The organism is Bacillus sp. S14(2024) (assembly GCF_050473785.1).
In the GTDB taxonomy this organism is placed as follows: Bacteria; Bacillota; Bacilli; order Bacillales; family Bacillaceae_G; genus Bacillus_A; species Bacillus_A yunxiaonensis.
In genome coordinates this window covers 3,980,107-3,992,134 of sequence record NZ_JBFLUP010000006.1, presented here as the reverse complement: position 1 = coordinate 3,992,134, position 12,028 = coordinate 3,980,107, and the positions used below count along the sequence as shown (strand labels likewise).

The following is a 12,028-nucleotide window of genomic DNA, read 5'->3' as shown; positions in this document are numbered from 1 at the left end:
CCGCTAAGAGATTAGCGGCTTTTTTTGTTTATAAAAAAATAAGCCCTATTTTCATAGGACTTATCTCTCACATTAATTGTCATTGGTTGATTTGGTTGATTTGCTTGTTTTACTCTTGGATGATGATTTTTGATTATCTTCTGATTCTTCTTGTTCTACACGCTTTGTATCAGCAGGAAGTCCAAGATGATCCCGGAGTTGTTTTGTTATGTCTGTTATACTTTTTTTATCAGGCATGTAGTAATACGTATGTTTCGGAGCATAAGTAGGTTTACAGATTTTATCCTCTGACATATAGCAGTCTTCGCCGGCTAGTTGTTCTTTTGTAATGGAAGAACCTATACCATATTTGTAGAATGATAACATGTCATCAAATGAGAAGTTTGTTTTAAAATCCCCATTAATATCATCAATGATTTTTCCTACTTTTGTTATGGAACCAGCACTCGCTAATTTTTTCACAGTAGCTTCAATAACAAGCTGTTGACGTTGACCGCGCATAGCATCGCTATCGATTTTGCGTGTTCTTGCTAAGGCGAGAGCTTGTTCTCCGTTTAGATGCTGGTATCCTTTCTCAAGATGTATGGCACCAGCTGTATCGTTACTATCTTGTTCTGTAAATGTAACGGGTACATCCATATCGATTCCCCCTAAATCATCGACAACTTTAATGAAAGATTTAAAGTTAAATTTTACAAAATAATCGACAGGAACATTAAATAGTTTTTCTACTGCATCAATAGTAGCTTGAGGGCCACCATCTTTTCCATTTTTCACAGAACCAAATGCATATGCATGTGCAATTTTATCTTTTTTCTTTTCTATTGGAAGATACGAGTATGTATCACGTGGAATACTTACTAGTTTTACTGTTTTACTATCTTTATTAAAAGTTGCGAGTAGCAGCGCATCTGTATGAAATGAGCCAGCGTACTCTTTTTCGCGTCCTTGATTTTCATCAATCCCCATAATTAAAACAGATACGTTATTAGAAATAGGTTTGACAGCCTGTTCACGTAATTTGGATTTATCACCGCGTTCTAGATCATGAGAAGCATTTCGCACAGCAGAAGATGCCTTATTCACTAAAAACCAAGTGTAGCCTCCCCCGCTAACTAAAAATAATACAAGAACAAGTGCTGCAATTTTAAAACCTCTATAGCTTTTTTTATGCCTATGTTCACGCAAATTTGGTTGTTGATCCATTTGATATACTCCCTTATCAATAATTGAAGCTAGTGTAACGCTTACATCAATTAATTATAATTCTTTGTTATAAAAAAGAACATTACAATTTACGAATTTTCGGTCTATTTTTTATAAAAAAAATCTGTCCAAAAAGTAGTTATTTAGATATTTTGGAGCCGATGACTTTAAAATATTAATTTACGGAAAATATTTACAATTACAAAAACTGTATATAAAATGGTAGAAAAAGGATGGGAGCATGGGTATGGTAAAGAAGGTTTTCATACATAGTTCGGAAGTAATTGTGCAGTTCGCTTTATCGATTATCGGAATTATTTGCTTAGGAGCGTTGCCTGGTTTATTTCAAGGTTTAAAAATAGATTTTCATAAATATATAGAGACGGTAAAAATGGTGTGTAATAATTTGTTACATATGTCCTCGATGACGTACTTACCAATTAGTAAAGATCCGCAGCCAAGACCGCTATTTCCTCAATTATTTGTCCATTATAAAGAAACGATGATTATCTTTTTAGCTTCTTTTTTTATTTCACTTTTGATCGCTTTTCTAATTGTTTATATTATTTTACGCAGCAGTACGAGTGTTCAAGAAAAAATCAAATCATTTTTACTCTTTCTTGAATCTATTCCGGATATTCTTCTCATCATTGGCTCGCAAATTTTCGTCATCTGGATTTTTAAACAAACAGGTATTTTAGCTGTAAATATTTCGGGGATAGGAGAGAAATCTATTCGAGGATTACCAATCATTTGTTTAAGTGTACCGACAACGATTCTGTTTGTAAAATTATTATTACTGCGTTTTGAAACAGAGCTTGAAAAAGATTATGTACTGTTTGCAAAGGCAAAAGGATTAAATAAGCTCCATATTTTAAATCATCATGTATTACGTAATGTATTATTAAGCACGCTCTTTTTTGCAAAAACAAATATTTGGTTTATGCTATCAAATTTGTACATTATTGAATGGCTGTTTAATACGTATGGCATGTTTGTATTTGTAAGGGAAGCCACAGGTGTTAATTTTGCAGCAGGTATTCCTGTTTTTACAGTGAGCTTATTGCTTCTTTATATACCTATTTTTATTATTTTTAAATTGTTTCATTATCTCGTTCCAAATGCAATGAAAGAGAGGCTATAATGATGTGGCAATATATAAAGCGTGATAAACGGTTTTGGATGAGTGTGTCATTTATTGTTATATTCGTTCTATTAAGCGTTGGAAACACCCTTTTTAATGATGGGCATATTAGAAGAGTATCCATTCAGTTTAGTAAAGACGGAACACCTGAAGTACCTCCATTTCCGCCTTCATTTCAGTTTTGGCTTGGAACAAATCGCGAAGGATTTGATTTATTAAATTTAGTCATCGAAGGTGCGAAGTGGACAATCGGTGTATCTGTACTTATTGCGCTATTACGCATTGCATTTGGCATTTGTTTCGGTGTTTTTCTTGGAACATACATAAAGCGAGGATTTACAAAAATAGAGGCTTTTTTTGATAGTTTTACAATCATTCCAATGATTATGATTGTGGATTTTTTACTACGTTATGCGCTTCCATTTAACAATGGCGAGGAAACTTCTACCTTTTTTGAACGAGCTTCATTTGAAATTATTTTATTAACGGCGCTGGCGGTTCCGACAATTTCTTTATACATTGCCAATGAAATTCGTAAGTTATTAACAGAAGAATTTATTGATGCTGCTAGAATTTTAGGAGGCAGTAAACGGCACATTATTATGAAACATGTTTTTCCGCACTTGTATTCAACCTTTGTCATTGTATTTATGCAGCAATTCGTGCAAATACTTATTATTTTGCTACATCTCGGTTTATTAGGGTTATTCTTTGGAGGAACTGTTATTTTTTATGAGGGAGTGGATTCATATACTCATGAATGGTCGGGGTTAATTGGATTCTATTTTCGGTCTTTAACAGTTCATCCGTGGATTCCACTTGTACCTATTACATGTTTTGGATTAACCATTTTTTCAGGAAATATAATTGTAAAATGTATACAGGATGCAGCAATGAAGGCAAAGCTAGGAGAGAGTACAAAACAGGAGAAAAGGGAAGAGAAACAACCTATAGCAACAGAAGAGTTGTTTGCGTTTAAGCATACGATGTAAACGCAGTACTGTGTTGTTAATGAGGAAGACCATTTGTAGAAAGTGAAAAATAAGCAGCTGGATGAATCCAGCTGCTTTTGCATGTTTTCTCGCTATTCGTGAGTTTATCCCGCTACTTTAGGGCAGTAAGACTCCCACCTCTGGATTCGATACCACGTAAGTTACTTGAAATTTGAATAAATTGTTGATAACTAATATGATTGGAATGAAACGAAACGTATGTTCTGTTTTCTGGTGCATGAGTTACCTTCTAAATTTCTTTTTTCTCAGTTTCTATTCACTCAGTTAAAATTCTAATTTGAACGTGAAATAGAATTTTGCTCCTTGACGGGGAACGCCCACTCCATTAAGCAGCTTGTTTCATGGTGAAACGAGAAGAAGCTTTGAAATAAATCAAGGTAATCAATAAATAAATACAAAATGTGATAATTGTTACCATTATAGAAGTAGTAGCAACTACACTTACTAATATGGAAATTAAAATTAAAAGAGATACGAATGTTGTATAAGGAAAATAGCGAGCTGAATAGGTATTTTGCTTCCATTGTTGCACACGAATTTTCAAATACGCTAGCGTAATAATAATCCAAATGCATAATACTGTATACGCAAGAGACCCCATTAAATAGTTAAACGTTTTGCTTCCGGCGAATAAAGAGATAAGCACCCCTACATATAAAGAAGATGTACAAGCTAGGATTGCATAAACAGGGACCTTTTTTCGAGATAATTTTGTAAATATTTTTGGAAGTTGTCCATCTTGTGCTTGTGTATATACGATACGTGAAGATGCGTATAATCCAGCATTCATGGAAGAGATAATGGCTAATAGGATAATTGCATTCATAACGTGATCCGCATATGGAATTCCTATAGCTTTAAATACCATTACAAACGGACTTTCTGGAACCCCATTTACTTGATTCCATGGAATCAAACTGACTATGATAAAGAAAGGTAAAATGTAAAAAGAAATAATTCGAATTAGTGTTCCTCTTACAGCCTTTGGTATAGCTTTTTCAGGATTTTTCGTTTCCGCTAAAGTGACACCTATCATTTCGGCTCCACCATATGAATAGATTACGACTAGCATAGCTGAAATTAATCCATGCATACCGTTTGGAAAAAATCCACCGTGTGATGATAGATTAGAAAATCCTATTGCAGTATGAGTTTGAAATGGAACGAGTAGAACAATAAAACCAAATACAATAAATAATACAATGACAGTAATCTTTAATAAGGCAAGCCAATATTCTGTTTCTGCGAATAGTTTCACTGAAAATAAATTTACTATAGTAACAGCGATAGAAACGATGAAAGCTAAAATCCAAATTTGTATATTTGGAAACCAATATTGAAGGAATGTAGCTGCTACTAATGATTCTGCAGCTATATTTAGTACCCACATTTTCCAATAAATCCAATCTAAAAAATATCCTGCATATTTACCTAGAACGGGTTGGATTAAATCTCGAAATGTTCTAGCTTGTCGATTTTCTAATGCCATGTGAGCCATGCCTTTCATGACAAACATTAAGATTATTCCTCCAAATAAATAGGCAATAATTACCGATGGTCCTGCCATATCGATAGCTGTACTACTTCCTTTAAACAGACCAGCTCCTATAGTCCCGCCTAGGGCCATCATCATAATATGGCGCGCTGTTATTGTACGTGTTAAACTTTCTTGTTTATTTGTCATATGATTTTCCCTTCCTCTCTATGTTGTAAATATATAAAAAGGCCCATCATCTCTTTGAAGAGACGATGGGCCTAGAACCTACCGCGGTACCACTCTTATTGACTTCCTCACATACAGGGAAATCCAGCTTTTTGCACATTATTTATGCTAAATTTTATAACGTAAATCAACCGTAAAAGCCTAACATATCTTACTTTGTTCAGCTTTTCCACTCCTAGGCGAGTTCGAAGTTTCATGTGACTGTGTTCCACCACCCCACAGCTCTCTGCACATCATGAGAATTCTTCTACTACTCCTAATCATTGTGTTTATTATGTCTGTCTTATAAGATGTTTTGTTAATGTTATGGATTAATATATAGAAAGAAAATTTGTATGTCAAGAATTTTATGAAATTTTATATACTTCAGAATCAAAGGTAAATAAAGGAACTCTCACATTGTGAGAAGGATTTAGGACTTTTATATTTTAATTTTTCTTTAAGATAATTTACTGGCTTATGAGAAATCATTAATAATTTCTACCACTTCAATTTTTCCGTTAATCAATAGCTCAGGAAGCTCGTTTTTTACATTACCTTTCCAATATTCTTTAGCTTGTTCAATTTTTTGAGAGAAAGGAATTCCATCTTCCTTTGGTAAAAGTTTTCCATCTCCCTCGAAAGAATTCCCAATAACTCGTAGTTTCACAATCTGTAAAACTTTACGATTGTAAGAGTCAAATAACTCTTTCCATTTCAATGCGTCTTCATAGCTTTTCGCAGCGTATAAGCAAGATAACCTTGAAGGATATTCAGGACATTCCTGCAGTCTAACCATTTCTACTATCACTTCCCTAATAGCTCTGATTGTTTGGTCTATATATTGAATAGCTACCTCGGAATCCTCTTTATTCAAGTTCAAGCCTTCATTTGTATAATGATCTTGAAAAATTTGAATAAAGTCTTCGCCTTTTGAATTCAATTGTTCCCTCTCAAAGAAGAAATGGTATAAGGTATTGTTTTGGTTCTTATCAAAGTTGATTATCTGCCCAAGACTCATTTTCTTTCTGGTAACAATATGATAAGCGTACAATTCGTTTTCTTTCATAATCTGCCTCCTATTTCATTAGTAGCCGCAAATGGTTGGGTGTTACACTGATTGCCGTTTATCCCGCTATTCGCGGGCAGTAAGACCTCCACCTCAGATTCAGAGAAAAGCGTTGTCCAGCTCTAGCGGCTAGAATCTCCGGTCGTTTCGCCCCCTCGGACGAGGCGAAAAGCGCCTCTCTGTCGGGTGCTCCAACGTCCTGCGATTCTGGGCGAGCCGCTTCCGCTTTTCTACAGAAGATAGGTGGGGGATAACTGCCCGTAAAAGCTCGATTGGTGAGAGCTTTCCGTCAGTGTGGGATGAAGAAAACCCCCACTGACGGAAGTTTCACTTTATTTTAATTGTACTATTGTTATAAAACATTTGCTTAATACAACGATATTTAAAAAAACAGCGTTATAAAAAAATAAATGATCTTACCAGATGTATTCGAATTGCGAGAACTATTGTTATGTTAAAATAATGTAGATTCTTGTCATTCTGTTTTAGTTGACACTGCATTACAAGCTATATATAATCAAAATCAAATCTAAATAAGTAAAAATCGATGAGTAAGAAGAGTACCTATAGTTGAGGCGTTGCAGAGAGCTGGGAATGGTGTGAACCAGTACGACAGATCATAGGGAATGGGCTTACGAGAGGTACGTTGAAACAGTTGGAGTATGCGACCCGGGTTCCGCCGTTACAAGGATGAGGATATCGAATGTGACATTCCGTATCCAATAAAAGTGGATTCTTTTATTCTAGCAGGATAGAAGATCAATAGAGGTGGCACCACGGTATCGTAATATATCGCCCTCTACATACCAATAGGTATGTAGAGGGCTTTTTTATTGCTCAAATTCTCATCGTTTTTACTTTGAAAGGGAGGATAAAAAGATGGAATTATTACAAGCAAAAGAGGGCTTCTTTGGAGAATATGGAGGAAGCTTTGTACCAGAACCATTACAGAAAGCATTACAGCATTTAGAAGAGGCTTTTGATATGTACAAAGATGATCCAGAGTTTATAACGGAATTTCAATATTATTTAAAGGAATATGTAGGTCGTCCGAATCCGTTATATTATGCCAATCGTTTAAGTGAGCAGTTAGGTGGTGCCAAAATTTATTTAAAGCGTGAAGATTTAAATCATACAGGTGCACATAAAATTAATAACGTAATTGGCCAAATATTATTGGCAAAACGCATGGGAGCGAAGAGAGTTATCGCTGAAACAGGAGCAGGGCAACATGGAGTTGCAACAGCAACAGCATGCGCGATGTTTGGCATAGATTGTACGGTTTATATGGGTGGTTTAGATACAGAGCGCCAAGCGTTAAATGTATTTCGCATGGAACTACTGGGCGCTAAAGTGGTTGCTGTGCAAGAAGGAGGACGCACGTTAAAAGAAGCTGTGGATGCTGCTTTAGTAGATTATGCAACTCATTATGAAAATACATTTTATTTGTTAGGTTCTGCATTAGGTCCGCATCCGTATCCAACGATTGTTCGTCATTTTCAATCTGTAATTGGATACGAGGCGAAACAACAACATCTTGAAAAAGAAGATAGTCTTCCGGATTATATCGTTGCATGTGTAGGCGGCGGCAGTAATGCCATCGGTTTATTTGCACCATTTTATAATGATGTAGAAGTAAAAATGGTTGGTGTTGAACCAGGAGGAAAAGGAATTGAAACAGGTCTGCATGCTGCGCCATTAACAGCGGGAGAGCCGGGAGTTATTCATGGCTTTAAATGTTATATGATGAAAGATGAGAATGGTGACATTGCTGAGGCGCATTCCATTGCAGCTGGTTTAGACTATCAAGGAGTTGGTCCTGAACATAGTTATTATAAAGATACGGGCCGTGCAGAATATGTATCTATTACAGATGATGAGGCATTAGCAGCATTTCATGCGTTATCAAAAGTAGAGGGCATCATTCCTGCACTTGAAAGTTCACATGCTGTAGCGTATGCGATGAAGCTTGCACCTACTTTATCGAAAGAGCAAACAATTATTGTAAACTTATCTGGTCGCGGCGATAAAGACGTGCAACAAGTATTTGAATTAGCAAATAAAAATGAAAAATAAAAAGAAAGTATCTCGTTCTAGTACAACGAAATACTTTTGTAAAATAATAAAGCGCATATAGTATAAAAGATTTTAAGGTAAAGTGAAACTTCCATCAGTTGGAGGTCTTATCCCCACTGATGGAAAGCTCTCACCAATCGGGCGCATGCTAGCAGTTATCCCCAAACTATTTTCTTTGCTTTTCTCTGAATCTGGAGGTGGGGGGCTTACTGCTCGTTAATGTGGAATAAAGAATGCACATACTATAATTAGTATGTGCATAGTTACATTTTAAAAATAAATTTGTCGATCTCGTTCTTCTTTTAAAATTTCGACTGCTTCCCGAAAGCGTAGGGAGTGAACAATTTCGCGTTCTCGTAGAAAACGTAATCCATCATTTATATCAGGATCGTCAGACATATTAATAAGCCATTGATAGGTTGCTCTTGCTTTTTCTTCCGCAGCTATATCTTCGTATAAATCTGCAATTGGGTCGCCTTTTGCTTGTATGTATGTTGCTGTAAAAGGGGCGCCTGCGGCATTGTGATAGAAAATGGCACTATCATGGTCAGCATAATGAGCATCAAGTCCGGCCTCTTTCATTTGCTCAGGTGTGGCATCTTTTGTTAATTTATACACCATTGTCGCAATCATTTCGAGATGTGCAAATTCTTCTGTTCCAATATCTGTTAATAAACCGACAACTTTGTCTGGAATGGTGTAGCGTTGATTTAAGTAGCGTAATGCGGCAGCTAATTCGCCATCGGCACCGCCGTATTGTTCAATTAAAAATTTCGCAAGCTTTGGATTACAAGTACTTACTTTCACAGGGTATTGTAATTTTTTTTCATATATCCACATATGTTTGCTCCTTTACATTTGCCATGGCCAAGGCCCTTTATTCCATTCCCAAGGTGCATTTGAATAACTATTTCCATATTGTTGAAGAGGACCATATTTTTCTTCTATTTTTTGTTTTTGTAATCTACGTTTATAGGAAAAGTCATTAAATTGTTTAATTGATGCAACATCATCAGGATGGGTATCTAAATACAAAGTGAGCTCTACTAATACAAAATCGAGTTCCTGCAGTTCTTCCATCCATTTATAAAATTCATCTGGCATTTGTTGAGCCACGATTTTTCTCACCGTCCTTTCTTATATGGGTTTTCATAGTAATCATATAAAGCAGGCCACAACGTCCCTTTTTTTAAGGCTTCATTTGGCGGGAATTGCGGTAAATTTGGTGGTTGGAATCCCATATATAAATGCGGCGGAGTAAAGTAGTATTTTTTTCCTATTGGTGGACATGGGTCATTAGGACCGTGAAATGGTACATATGATTTCACAGATTTATCCAATATGCACACCTCCTATATGAAACACTGATATTATGTATTGTATTCGCACATAATTACTATTTATGACTCATATACAACAACTAATAGGTGCGAAAGGGGGCTGGATTGTGGACAAGGTTGTACATTCTGTTTTATTAGAGGTAAGAGATTTGAAGAAAACATTATATTTTTATGAGGGGATATTAGGTTTGGAGCCTAGTAGGCACCGTCCTCAATTAGATTTTCCGGGAGTATGGTATGATGTTGGATCTGTGCGAATTTGTTGCATTGTAAATAAAAGAAAACAAGCGGTGAATGAGGAAGGGATTTTTCCAAAAATAGAAGTGAATATGCAATTGTGTGAGGTAGAAAATCTGCTTAAAAAATTAGATTACTACCATGTAACGTATACAGAAATGGAAGATTATGTAGAGGGGAAAAAAGTGCTATCCGTTTATGACCCGGATCAACATATGATTCAGCTGGAAGCACAATTGAAGAGTGAAAATTTAGCTTAACATCTTCTAGAGTTTTTTTCTGCCTCGGGTACACATACAAAAAAGCCTGATGAATATACATAATAAAGAATGTTTGCTGCGAGGGGGAAGAATATGATGGATCGGGCTTATGAAGAAAGTGCCTTATTTGAGCATAAATTTTGGCTAAGAGTTTTGGAAGATCACGCACACTTTCTAGGAGATGCTTTAGCCCCAAAGGAAAAGGAAGAAATTCAAAAGGCAATGAATTTTGAGCGAAAATTTGGTGATTTGTCAACGAAACTTCAGAATGCCAACTTAATTTCATTTGCAAAAGAGGCGAATGAGGCAGCGAATGCAATTAGAGAATTTAAACTGCATATTATTCGTAAGCAATTAGAAGGGAAAATCGTCATTCATTTTACTCCTACATTTCTTAATCATATGGTGAATGAAGTAGAAGAATACATAACAGTACTAAAAAACTTGATGGAAGGTAAAGTTCCTCCTCTTTTTCACGAATTACATTATCATCTCGTATGGTTAACAGATGCAGCCGGTCATGCAGGAGCCATTTCTAGCGAACTAGACCTTGTTGAGAAGCGTTTAAAAGAAAAAAGTGAAGCATATGTAAAACATTTTGAGCAATTTTATTTAAAAGCGGTTGAAATGACTGGTTATTTACGGACAGAATTATCATCTTTTCCTGCTTTAAAGAAATTCACCAAAGATGTTTCATTAGAACTTACTTTATTTTCGCGTTTTCTTCATGAATTGGAAGAACTAGAGTTATCGGAACAAATACTAAGTTCGTTTTCGGCGAGAATAGCGGATCATATGGCAAGAGAAGAGTGCTATTATCTGTTGAAACTTGCACAATCTTCAGGAATAGAAATTCCGAATTGTACTCCTTTTTAGAAGTAGCTGATTTATCCCGCTACTTCTGGATAGTGAAATTTCCATCAGTGTAAAATAAAGTCCCCCACTGATGGAAGTTTCACTTTATTTTGCTTTTCGTTTGTTGGGCTTGCTCTTTTGTTTAGATCGTTGTTTTGTTTGTTCAATACTCGCATTTAATGTTGCCATGATATCTACAATATTTTTAGGTGGAAAAATGGTTTCAGTTTTTTCGTCATGTTCTATTTTTTCTTCAATGAGGTCAAGGAGGGCTTCTCTATATTCATCTGTATATTCTTCTGGTGTAAAGGGAGTTGTCAGGTGGTGAATGAGATTCATTGCAGCAACGAGCTCTTGTTTTTGCAAAGGTGTTTCTTCATGTTTCGGCAGATTTGGAATACTTTCCACTTTTCGTATTTCATCCGAATAGTGAATGGTTTGCAGCATTAATCCTTGATGAAAATTACGGATGATTGCTAAATGTTGTTTTTGACGAAGGGAAATATGGACAAGTCCTAACTTATTTGTGCGTTCAAGCGCTTCTTTTAGTAATAAATATGCCTTTTCTGAACCTGGAGTAGGACCAATAAAATAAGAACGATCGAAAAAAATAGAATCTACTTCATCTTGTTGAACAAATGAAAGAATGCGGATTTCTCGTAATTCATGTTCTTTTTTCAAATCATTTAATTCTTGTTCTTCTAAAATAATATATTTATGGGGTTCGTATTCGTAAGCTTTCACAATTTCTGCTTCTTCTACTTCTTCATCTGAACAATCGGGAGCAATCTTTTTATATTTAATAGGGGTGAGACAATCTTTGTGAAGGTGTAGTAACTTAACATCTTTTTCTTCTACTGCACTATACAATTTAATCCCGATCTTTAATAACCCAAGTGAGAGAGAGCCTTTCCAAATTGTATGCACAAGAATATCCTCCTTTATATAGAATTATTGTTATGTAAAGAAAATGAATATACATATTATGCTAGCGATGGAGGTTTCTTATACATAGGCGCTTCAGTAGACAGCGTTACTAAGTAATAGCGCTAAGTATCTCATTCATCAAAGTTTTAGGTGAATCAACTAATGCAGTGATAGAAAGCATTGACATTTTCTATTAAAC

The 12,028-nt window shown here is 35.6% G+C and carries 12 protein-coding genes and 2 other annotated features; of the genes, 5 read left to right on the top strand and 7 right to left on the bottom strand.

From position 1 onward, the window contains the following. Positions 1-72: 72 nt before the first annotated feature. The gene (locus tag AB1279_RS20200) at positions 73-1,206 is read right to left on the bottom strand and encodes an LCP family protein (RefSeq protein WP_429760649.1); all 1,134 of its coding nucleotides are present in this window, start codon (positions 1,204-1,206) and stop codon (positions 73-75) included. A gap of 247 nt (positions 1,207-1,453) precedes the next feature. On the opposite strand from AB1279_RS20200, the gene AB1279_RS20195 reads away from it, so the two are divergent. Together AB1279_RS20195 and AB1279_RS20190 are read left to right on the top strand one after the other, a co-directional pair. Next, positions 1,454-2,350 carry an ABC transporter permease subunit gene (locus AB1279_RS20195; RefSeq protein WP_429760648.1) on the top strand — a complete coding sequence of 299 codons (897 nt, stop codon included), beginning with the start codon at positions 1,454-1,456 and terminating at the stop codon, positions 2,348-2,350. Between the two features lie 2 nt (positions 2,351-2,352). Next, positions 2,353-3,342: an ABC transporter permease gene (locus tag AB1279_RS20190; protein WP_429761509.1), complete on the top strand. Its 990-nt coding sequence runs from the start codon at positions 2,353-2,355 to the stop codon at positions 3,340-3,342. A gap of 346 nt (positions 3,343-3,688) precedes the next feature. Here the strand turns inward: AB1279_RS20190 and AB1279_RS20185 are convergent, their stop codons facing one another. Next, on the bottom strand, positions 3,689-5,047 hold the full coding sequence (locus AB1279_RS20185) for an amino acid permease (protein ID WP_429760647.1): 1,359 nt from the start codon (positions 5,045-5,047) through the stop codon (positions 3,689-3,691). Between the two features lie 55 nt (positions 5,048-5,102). Further along, positions 5,103-5,359, bottom strand: a binding site (T-box leader). A 184-nt stretch (positions 5,360-5,543) separates the two neighbouring features. Continuing rightward, the gene (locus tag AB1279_RS20180; protein WP_429760646.1) at positions 5,544-6,134 is read right to left on the bottom strand and encodes a DUF2441 domain-containing protein; all 591 of its coding nucleotides are present in this window, start codon (positions 6,132-6,134) and stop codon (positions 5,544-5,546) included. Between the two features lie 538 nt (positions 6,135-6,672). Continuing rightward, positions 6,673-6,937, top strand: a binding site (T-box leader). 76 nt (positions 6,938-7,013) lie between these two features. On the opposite strand from AB1279_RS20180, the gene trpB reads away from it, so the two are divergent. Beyond that, positions 7,014-8,210, top strand: coding sequence for a tryptophan synthase subunit beta (trpB, locus tag AB1279_RS20175; RefSeq protein WP_429760644.1), 1,197 nt, complete (start codon positions 7,014-7,016; stop codon positions 8,208-8,210). Between the two features lie 270 nt (positions 8,211-8,480). Here trpB and cotJC read toward each other — a convergent pair whose 3' ends face one another. From cotJC to AB1279_RS20160, 3 genes are read right to left on the bottom strand one after another with little or no spacing between them, the layout of a single operon-like run. Further along, positions 8,481-9,050 (bottom strand): spore coat protein CotJC, encoded by a 570-nt coding sequence (gene cotJC / locus AB1279_RS20170; RefSeq protein WP_098308199.1) that lies wholly within the window; start codon positions 9,048-9,050, stop codon positions 8,481-8,483. A gap of 12 nt (positions 9,051-9,062) precedes the next feature. Next, positions 9,063-9,314: a spore coat protein CotJB gene (locus AB1279_RS20165; RefSeq protein WP_377885167.1), complete on the bottom strand. Its 252-nt coding sequence runs from the start codon at positions 9,312-9,314 to the stop codon at positions 9,063-9,065. A gap of 20 nt (positions 9,315-9,334) precedes the next feature. Next, positions 9,335-9,550, bottom strand: coding sequence for a spore coat associated protein CotJA (locus AB1279_RS20160; protein ID WP_098308201.1), 216 nt, complete (start codon positions 9,548-9,550; stop codon positions 9,335-9,337). A gap of 107 nt (positions 9,551-9,657) precedes the next feature. Here AB1279_RS20160 and AB1279_RS20155 point away from each other — a divergent pair, with 107 nt between their 5' ends. Beyond that, positions 9,658-10,047, top strand: a complete 390-nt coding sequence (locus AB1279_RS20155) for a lactoylglutathione lyase (RefSeq protein WP_429760643.1) — start codon at positions 9,658-9,660, stop codon at positions 10,045-10,047. A 96-nt stretch (positions 10,048-10,143) separates the two neighbouring features. Then, positions 10,144-10,923: a DUF2935 domain-containing protein gene (locus AB1279_RS20150; protein ID WP_429761508.1), complete on the top strand. Its 780-nt coding sequence runs from the start codon at positions 10,144-10,146 to the stop codon at positions 10,921-10,923. Positions 10,924-11,007: 84 nt separating this feature from the next. Here AB1279_RS20150 and AB1279_RS20145 read toward each other — a convergent pair whose 3' ends face one another. Further along, the gene (locus AB1279_RS20145) at positions 11,008-11,829 is read right to left on the bottom strand and encodes a Ku protein (RefSeq protein WP_429760642.1); all 822 of its coding nucleotides are present in this window, start codon (positions 11,827-11,829) and stop codon (positions 11,008-11,010) included. Between the last annotated feature and the right edge of the window lie 199 nt (positions 11,830-12,028).

What these genes read in the sequence shown, in the direction of transcription:
- AB1279_RS20200 (WP_429760649.1), bottom strand. Translation starts at nt 1,206, where the DNA reads ATGGATCAACAACCAAATTTGCGTGAACATAGGCATAAAAAAAGCTAT.
- AB1279_RS20195 (WP_429760648.1), top strand. Translation starts at nt 1,454, where the DNA reads ATGGTAAAGAAGGTTTTCATACATAGTTCGGAAGTAATTGTGCAGTTC.
- AB1279_RS20190 (WP_429761509.1), top strand. Translation starts at nt 2,353, where the DNA reads ATGTGGCAATATATAAAGCGTGATAAACGGTTTTGGATGAGTGTGTCA.
- AB1279_RS20185 (WP_429760647.1), bottom strand. Translation starts at nt 5,047, where the DNA reads ATGACAAATAAACAAGAAAGTTTAACACGTACAATAACAGCGCGCCAT.
- AB1279_RS20180 (WP_429760646.1), bottom strand. Translation starts at nt 6,134, where the DNA reads ATGAAAGAAAACGAATTGTACGCTTATCATATTGTTACCAGAAAGAAA.
- trpB (WP_429760644.1), top strand. Translation starts at nt 7,014, where the DNA reads ATGGAATTATTACAAGCAAAAGAGGGCTTCTTTGGAGAATATGGAGGA.
- cotJC (WP_098308199.1), bottom strand. Translation starts at nt 9,050, where the DNA reads ATGTGGATATATGAAAAAAAATTACAATACCCTGTGAAAGTAAGTACT.
- AB1279_RS20165 (WP_377885167.1), bottom strand. Translation starts at nt 9,314, where the DNA reads ATGCCAGATGAATTTTATAAATGGATGGAAGAACTGCAGGAACTCGAT.
- AB1279_RS20150 (WP_429761508.1), top strand. Translation starts at nt 10,144, where the DNA reads ATGGATCGGGCTTATGAAGAAAGTGCCTTATTTGAGCATAAATTTTGG.